Origin of the sequence: Actinomadura harenae, from assembly GCF_003696215.1 — a bacterium.
Classification (GTDB): Bacteria; Actinomycetota; Actinomycetes; order Streptosporangiales; family Streptosporangiaceae; genus Spirillospora; species Spirillospora harenae.
The window spans coordinates 1-5,599 of the sequence record NZ_RFFG01000213.1; the positions used below are offsets into that span (position 1 = coordinate 1).

General features: G+C 72.1%; 3 protein-coding genes. All 3 read right to left on the bottom strand.

All coding sequences use genetic code 11. The features are described 5' to 3' along the window. Nucleotides 1-2,082, bottom strand: a 2,082-nt coding sequence (locus EBO15_RS42545) for a type IV secretion system protein (RefSeq protein WP_122200108.1), incomplete at its 3' end; no start/stop codon positions are given. Beyond that, nucleotides 2,079-4,583 (bottom strand): ATP-binding protein, encoded by a 2,505-nt coding sequence (locus EBO15_RS42550; RefSeq protein ID WP_122200106.1) that lies wholly within the window; start codon nt 4,581-4,583, stop codon nt 2,079-2,081. The genes EBO15_RS42550 and EBO15_RS42545, both read right to left, overlap by 4 nt. Nucleotides 4,584-4,635: 52 nt before the next feature. Further along, nucleotides 4,636-5,599: MinD/ParA family ATP-binding protein (locus tag EBO15_RS42555; RefSeq protein WP_407643404.1), on the bottom strand; the 964-nt coding region annotated here is incomplete at its 5' end.

Sequence of the window (5,599 nt, forward strand, 5' to 3'; positions counted from 1 at the left end):
TGCGCCAGCGCCGCTCCCGGCACCCGAACCGGACCCGCCGGACGCACCACGCCCGGCGACCGCCGCACCACCGCCGCCACTCGAACCGGACGACCGTCCGCCCGACACCGCGGCAGCGGCGCCGCCACCGGCCGACGGACGCGCCGACCAGGACGCCGGACGCGGCGAACCCGTCCCCGCCCCGGACGCGGCGCCCGACACGCCTCCCTCACCGTCCGGACCGCCGGTCCCGCTCAGCGAACCCGCACGCGTCGGCAGGTTGAGCGGCGGCGCGTCCCGACGCGACCGGCCCGAACCGGAGGCCCCCACTGCGGTCGTCCCGCGCGGCTTGGCGGCCAGCACCGGCGCCGAGTCCGGCGAGGGCGCGTCCGCGACCCCGGCGGCACCGGCGCGCCGATCGGCGACCACGACACCCGCGGGGGTGACACCGCCCTCGGACGCCGCGTCCGCCGCCGCGTCACGCTTGGCCCACCGGCCGAGCCGGTACCCGGCCGAGGCGGGCACCATGGCCGCCGCGAGGGTGTTCTTTCGCGCCTCGGCGACCGACTTGTCGAGATGCGCCTCGCTCTTCTCCCGCGCCCCGACGGCCGAGTACCCGACCGCGGAGAACAGGTGCTGGAACGGCTTGCGGTACACGAACGCCGCACACGTCACCAGCGCGATCAGCAGGATCTGCAGACCCCACGGCAGCGTCTCGCCGAGGATCAGCCCGTACGCCCACAGCAGCAGCGACAGCACACCGATCAACGCCGCCTGTTTCAGCAGCATCGACAGCAGCAGCTCGAGCCACCGGATCGCGATCACGCGCCCGATCCCCGGATGGATGCCGATCCCCAGGAAGATCGGCCCCGCGACGAGCAAGAGCAGAAACGCGATCTTCACGACGATCAACGCGATCGCGATGACCAGGATCAGCAACCCCGCGACCAGCGCCGCGAACAACCCGCCGAACGCCACCGCCAGACGGCTCGTCCAGTTCTTGCCCTGGAACAGCGCGTACGTGCCGGAGTAGTTGTCCTTGACGTTCTTCGACACTTCCTTGTAGGCGTCGGCCTTCTTCGCCAGGTCGACCTTCTGCTGCCCGTACGTCTCGGGCAGGTCGACGGCCTGCGCGTACAGCAGCTTGTCCGCGTTGTCCTTGACGATCTTGGCGTTGGGGTCGGTCGTCCCGAACTCGCCCATCAGCCACGGCTTGCACACCAGCGCGACCCACAGGCCGTTCGCGTTCCGGGTCGTCGCGTCCGGCTGCGCCGGGGCCGGCTGGGCAGGCTGCCCCGCCGGTGGCGCGGGCGCCGGAACACAGGTCGACCCCTTGGTGTCGCTCTGCGGCAACGCCGCGTTGAACGCCGCGCTCGTCGCCTCCGACACCTTCGTCCCGAGCGTCGTGAAGTCCGCGGGCCGCGCGATCAGCCAGATCAGCGCGACCATCGCCGCGACCATCCAGATCACGCCCTCGGTGACCTTGCTGGCCCGTTTGCGCACCAGCCCCCACCAGGCCAGCGTGATCGCCCCGAGGATGACCACCCAGGACCAGTACCGGGCGTTGAACGTCTTGCCCATCTGGGTGATGACACCGTCCACGGTGCCCTTCAGCCAGCCGAGCAGCGACTCGCTCGCCGCCGCCTGGTACACGCTGATCGTCGTCCGGTCGATCGCCCGCACCAGCGTGAACGTCGTGTTCGCGAGGGCGTTCCCCATCATCGCCATCGCGTCCGAGCAGCCCATGTCGACCGCGTACCAGGACTGCCCCGCCGTCCCGTACCGGTCGTAGTACGTCAGCTGCGCGGGCGGCGTCGTCTTGAGCTTGTCGCTCGGATAGTCGGGGGGCTTGATCATCCCGTCCGAGCCGGCCCCGTACTGCTCCGGCGCCGGACTGTCCGCCGGCCGGCACGGGTCCCCGCCGAACGGGCCCGCGCTCGCGATCGGCGTCAGGCCGAACATGAACAGGGCGAGGATGAGCGTCAGCAGCGCCGACCGGCGGGGGCCCCGCCGACGCCTGCCGTCTTTCCGGGTCAGATCGAGACCTTCACCAGGACGCCGCTGGATGCGGTGGCCCAGAGAAGCGGGGGGTCGGCGTTTCATGGGGCGGCCTCCTCGGTGTGGGCCCCCGCTGCGGACAGGTCGGACGTTCCGGGGTGTTGCCGGGTCGGGTTGGTGTCGAGCCAGGCGCGCAGCTCGGGGGAGACCAGGTCGACTCCGATGCGGCCCGCCCGGCCGTCGAGGTCGCGGAACACGCACTCACCGTTCCCGAGGTTGCGCAGGACGGCCTTGTGCTCGTCGGACGGCTCCACCCCCAGCAGGGCCATCACGTTCCCGACCTCGACACGCTCGGTCGAGCGGAACGAGAACACCGAGGACAGGCAGTTGGTCACCTGCTCATTCAAGAGGTCCCCGGCGTTCTGTGAGACGAGGATCAACGCAGTGTTGCGAGAACGGCCCATGCGCGACACTTCCGGCACCAACTTGGCGCCCTCGGGTGTCGAGGTGATGGCCCACGCCTCGTCCAGGAAGATGGCCTTCGGGAGGCGGCGGTCGAGGCCGTGCATGAGCCGCCGGGCGAACTGCGAGACCAGGTACATCAGCGCCACCGAGAGGCGCTGTTCGTACGAGTAGTCCTCGCGGCTGATCGAGACGTCCGGGAGGGTGAGGCCGCCGAGGGTGAACACGGTCGTCCAGCCCTCGGTGTCGATCCGCTCGTTGCCGGACGGGTCGAAGCACAGCCGCGCGAGCCGCATCTCCGACATCGACCGGAGCACCGCGCCGAGGTTCTTGGACGCCGGGTCGGGCGCGGACTCCAGGTGGTCCACGACCTTCCCGAGGGACGGCCGCGCGGCGTTCGCGACCGCGCCGACCGCCTGGATCATGGCGGACTCGCGCTCCTCCGACATGCGCGGCAGCAGCAGCCGGAGCGTCTCGGTCGCCATCGTCTTCTTCGCGGCCAGGTCGTCCCCGAACGAGAACGGGTCGAGCAGGCCGGGTGCGGCGGACCCGAGCGGCAGCGTCCGCGCCTTGCGTCCGCGCGCCTTGAGCAGCTCGACGAGCGACTCGGCGTCGCCCTTCGGGTCGATCGCGGCGACCGTCACCCCGCGCAGCGCCATCTGGTAGATGAGCAGCAGCGCGAGCGTGGTCTTGCCACCGCCGGGCTCGCCGGTGATCGCGACCGCGGTCGGACGGTTCCGGGCCGCCGCGACCAGCGGGTCGAAGTGGACGATCGACCGCGCGCGGCCCAGCGTCTCGCCGACGTACGGGCCGATCCAGCCCTCGTTCGCGTCGTCCGGACGGTCGCCGAGGTCGACCGTCGCGGTCGGCATGCCGCCCGCGATCGTGCGGAGCGGCTGCCGCTGCGCGTACGCGTTCAGCCGGATGCGGTCGCCGGGCAGCGACTCGCTGAACAGGCTGAACTGGTCGCCGGTCGAGTTCACCACGTCGATGCCGATGTCGCGGTAGTGCTCGACGACGGTGTCCACGCGCTGCGCCAGCAGCTCCGCCGACGGCGCGGACACGATGAGGCGGTGCCAGCCGTACACGAACGGCAGGCGCTCCTTGGTGATGCCGTGCTCCAGCATCCGCGCCGCGTCGATCTGCTCGGCGAGCGCGATCGGCGCCTCGACGCCGGCTTCACGGATGTGCTGGTCCATGTCGCGCGCGTGCGCGAGCTTCCGCGAGACGTCCTTGGACGCCTTCGCCGGCGGGATCAGCTTCATGCGCGCGCTGATCTCGACCGGGAACGACAGGGCGTCCGCGTAGTGGAACCACGGCTCGCCGTCCGGGAACGGCATCAGGTCCGGGAACCGCGCGAACGACAGGTACGCCACGAACGACTCGGCCGTCGCGCCGACGCCCGCGCCGTTGAAGTTCGGCTGCTCCATCCGCAGGAACGAGCGGCCGTTGTGGATCGCGCCCTCGACCAGCGCCTCGATCTCGCCGCGTCCCCACGTCCGGCGCGGGACGGCGGACGGCGGCGGGTCGGTCAGCGACCCCGTCACCGCGTGCTGGAACAGCCACGCGACCTCCGTCGAGGTGGCGTGCCGCGCGAACAGCGCGGACCCGCCGAGCGCCCGGCCGATCCGCTCGGCCTGCTCGGTCCAGCGCGCGATCTCCTTGCCGTCGATCGCGTCGTCCTCGATGCCGAGGACCGACTCGCTGCGCTTGTAGAGGCTCAGCAGCTGCGCGATCGCCCCGCCGGACAGCTGCGCGCCCATGCCGCGCGGGCCCAGCCGCACGCCGAGGTAGATCTCCTTGGTCCAGAAGACCTTCGCCCAGACGTGCCGGTAGGTCTCCTCCAGGTAGTCCGCCCAGCCGGGGCCGCCGTCGGACGTCCGGTCGAGCGCCCGCGCCCACTCCGCCGCCGGGTAGGTGCGGTGCGCGATCCGCAGGTGGATCTCCGCGTCGGACATCCGGATGCCCGCGAGCGCGATGGTGATGTTCGTGGCGAGCGCCTCGCGCTCCTCGCCGGTGGTGAACTCGTAGGACACCGTCGGCAGCCGGAAGTACGCCCACGCGGAGGTGTCGGTCAGCAGCACCCGGTCGTCGAAGTAGCGGACGGGCAGCCGGCTCGACCGCGCCTTCGTCATCCGGCTCATCGCTCGTGCCTCCGGTCCGGTCGCGGTCGTCCGGCCGAACCTGGCTCGGAGCTCATCGGGCGGCCTCCTGCTGCTGCTCGGTGTAACGCTCGGGCACTGCGGCGAACCCGCCGGCGACCACACCGGCGAGGGCGAGATAGGCGCGCCGGGCCGGCGCCCGCAGCGCCTTCAACTCGTTGCGCGGCGCACGATCCATGCTGAGGTGATCGTCCCACGGGATGCGGACGAGCGCGCGGCATCGGCCCCGCGCCACCGCCTCGGCTTGTTCAACATCGTCCATGCTGCGGCGGCTCACGCCGTTGATCACCGTGACGGCCCGTTCGCGCAGGTCCGCGTAGCCGTGACCGTCCAGCCACTCGTAGGTCATCGCGACCGCGCGCGGAGCGTCCGCGCTGGCCGGCGCCACGAGGACGACCTGGTCGGCGTACGGCAGGACGCGCGCGACGACCGCGGCGGCCGCGTCCAGCAGCGTCACCGAGTAGAACCTGTCGATCGTGCGGATGGCGAGCGCGTAGTCGCGGTCGTCCAGCGCCTGCAGCGGGTTCTTCCCGGCCGCGATGACGTCCAGCCCGGACTTGGCCTGCGAGGTGTACCGGCGCATCGCGGTCAGGCTGCCGATCTGGTCGGCGCGCGTGATGAGCCCGGTCAGCGTCTCGTTGGTCTCGCTGCGCGTCCGCCGCGCGAGCGCGCCCGGCCCCGGGTTCACGTCCACGGCCACGACCGGCTCGCCGTTGTGCTGCGCGAACGTGTGCCCGAGCATCAGCGCGGTCACCGTCTGCCCGGCGCCGCCCGTGCACCCGAGGACGACGATGTGCCGCGACCCCTGGAACGGCTGCTGGAGCCGCTGCTCGTACTCGGCATCGGTGTCCCCGTGCCCGCCGCCGACCGCGTGGAACAACCGGCGCAGGCCACCACCGGTGACCTCGTGCTCCGGGTCCGGCGGCGTGATCGCGGGCTCCGGCGCGCGCGGCGCCTCGGGCGGCGGCGGCAGCGGACGCGGCCGCACCGGCGACGTC

Coding starts and splice junctions, on each gene's coding strand:
- EBO15_RS42550 (WP_122200106.1), bottom strand. CDS start 4,583: ATGAGCCGGATGACGAAGGCGCGGTCGAGCCGGCTGCCCGTCCGCTAC.